The following is a 1,969-nucleotide window of genomic DNA, read 5'->3' on the forward strand; positions in this document are numbered from 1 at the left end:
TCCAATGGACAATGGGTCTGGGGTTTTCTCTGTTGGTGGCCTTGATGAGCCTTTTAAAAATCTGGCCTTAAGAGTCTGCCCACGGACAGGGGAAAGAAGAGGCGTTCTTGGGCAGGGGGCTAAAGGGGGGCGTCAAAGGGTCGGGCGTAGCCTGTAAGTTCCACATAGCCCAAGCCTCGGACACTCTTCCCCTGTCGCTTTCCCTCACAGGAGACGGATCCTTCCCAGTACGTGACTCTTGTTGTGGATGCCGTTTCCAGTTCCTGGTCTGCAAGGTTCGGCCGGATTTCCAGATGCAGATCCAAACTCGGCACCTTCAGGCGCCATCCGGCCGGGTACGTCGCTTTGGATCGAGGACTTTTCCATAAAGAAACCACATCCACGACGAGGTCACCACGGGTGAGATGTTGCGTTTCACCCGAAATGTCGACAAAGGTGCCGGAAGATGCAGGATGCCAGGCCCCGTCCTTCTGGCGCAAGCCAAACAGCATGAGCTCCGTTCCGTCATCAAGCTGCAGACTGAACCAATCCCATCCCTGCAGTCCGGGCTCCAAGGGTTCGGAACTGTATTCGTGATCCATCCAAGCAAGACCCGTCACGGGATGCTCTTCACCCTCCACCCGCACCGTCCCCTGAGCTTTCAGGCGCGTCAGGGAATAGTAGCAACTGGCCCGTTCCGGGTCGGACCCTTTGAGGCTGTAGCCTTCCGTACCATGCAGCACCACATCTTTAAGGGGCATCAAGTGAAGATCCAAAGCAAAGCTTCGAGCTTCTGCTTGAAGCTCATGACGATTCGGCCCGATATGCATTTTCCAGGGGTGAACCCAGACCTTGACGGTTTCCTGCACTGCGTCCACACCCGCAAGACCGCCGGCTCCACGCAAGGCTTTCTCTTCGTATCGAAACCGTCCTTGGGACACATCACTCAAAGCCGCATGGGCGAAATACATTTGGTTCGTCCGCCATGGAGACAATGCATCTCCTTGTCCCACATTCCCCTTCGCAGAGAGCTGGTATCGAAAGAAGGTCAGCTGAAACCCATAGAGTCGTCCGGCATTCGTCCGCACATTGCCCGTATAGTACCACCATTCGGTGCGATAGCCCTCATGTGCGCCATGGTCTGTGGGAAAACGCAAGCCGCACGGGCCGCGCACCTTGAAAAAGCCCGGCGGCGCGCCATCTTCGCCCCACGCCCAACCGCATAAAAATCCCCAGAGCACAAGCAGCTTACATGCACTTAAAACAAAGCGTGATTGCAACCATTCCCGCATGATCAGCTCCCTGACTTTTGAGTTGCAATCTTCTACGGACTCTTTTGGCCGTTAGTATATTTTTTCTGTGAAACCAAGACAAAAGCGTATGGACTACGCATGCGAAAGGTGACACCGGTGAACGCGGCTTTTCAGCCCCTGCCCTGCTGCACCAATCGGGTATGGTGATGGATGGATACAATAGCCAATTTCCAGCACGTGATCTTCGGGACTGAGGCGCGCCTTGTCCATGATACGTTGCAGTTTTCCCCGTTGTGCCGTCTCTAGACCCTCTTGGTCATCGGCAAACTAGGCACAGGAATAGGTCATGGAATCATCCAAAAATGCAGCAAAGAGTTCCTTACTCAGATCGTAATGGCGCCCGTTGTTCCTCCGGCTGCCGAGCAGCGTGTTGGCGCGCGCCAGATGACGCCACCTGTTGAAAATGCCTAGAGCCTTGGATGCGACGCTTTGCTTGCCTTCCAGGGCTTCTCGATTGAGGATGAGCAAACGCATGAATTCGGTCAGGTTCTCAGTATCCCAAGCACCGTCCATGAAGGATTCCCCAAGAGCTACGTCGCCTCCAAAGAAGACGCGGCGAAAAAACCCGGAATCGCCCACTTGGACATTCACTTGAGGGTCTTGGTGTTCTTGACCGAATGCGAACCCAGAAGAGCGCAAGTGATGCGTGAGCTTTTCAGCGATCGAGCCGCTGCCCG

At 55.1% G+C, this 1,969-nt stretch carries 2 protein-coding genes; both read right to left on the reverse strand.

What is annotated here, in order from left to right:
- Positions 1 to 119: 119 nt before the first annotated feature.
- Positions 120 to 1,271: a lipocalin-like domain-containing protein gene (locus ACUVSA_RS10605; protein ID WP_445894783.1), complete on the reverse strand. Its 1,152-nt coding sequence runs from the start codon at positions 1,269 to 1,271 to the stop codon at positions 120 to 122.
- Positions 1,272 to 1,559: 288 nt separating this feature from the next.
- Positions 1,560 to 1,883 (reverse strand): class I SAM-dependent methyltransferase, encoded by a 324-nt coding sequence (locus ACUVSA_RS10610; RefSeq protein ID WP_445894784.1) that lies wholly within the window; start codon positions 1,881 to 1,883, stop codon positions 1,560 to 1,562.
- Positions 1,884 to 1,969: the final 86 nt, after the last annotated feature.

Source organism: Desulfosoma sp. (assembly GCF_052743555.1).

Excerpts from the sequence above, each read along its gene's own strand:
- ACUVSA_RS10605 (WP_445894783.1), bottom strand. The coding sequence starts at position 1,271 with ATGCGGGAATGGTTGCAATCACGCTTTGTTTTAAGTGCATGTAAGCTG.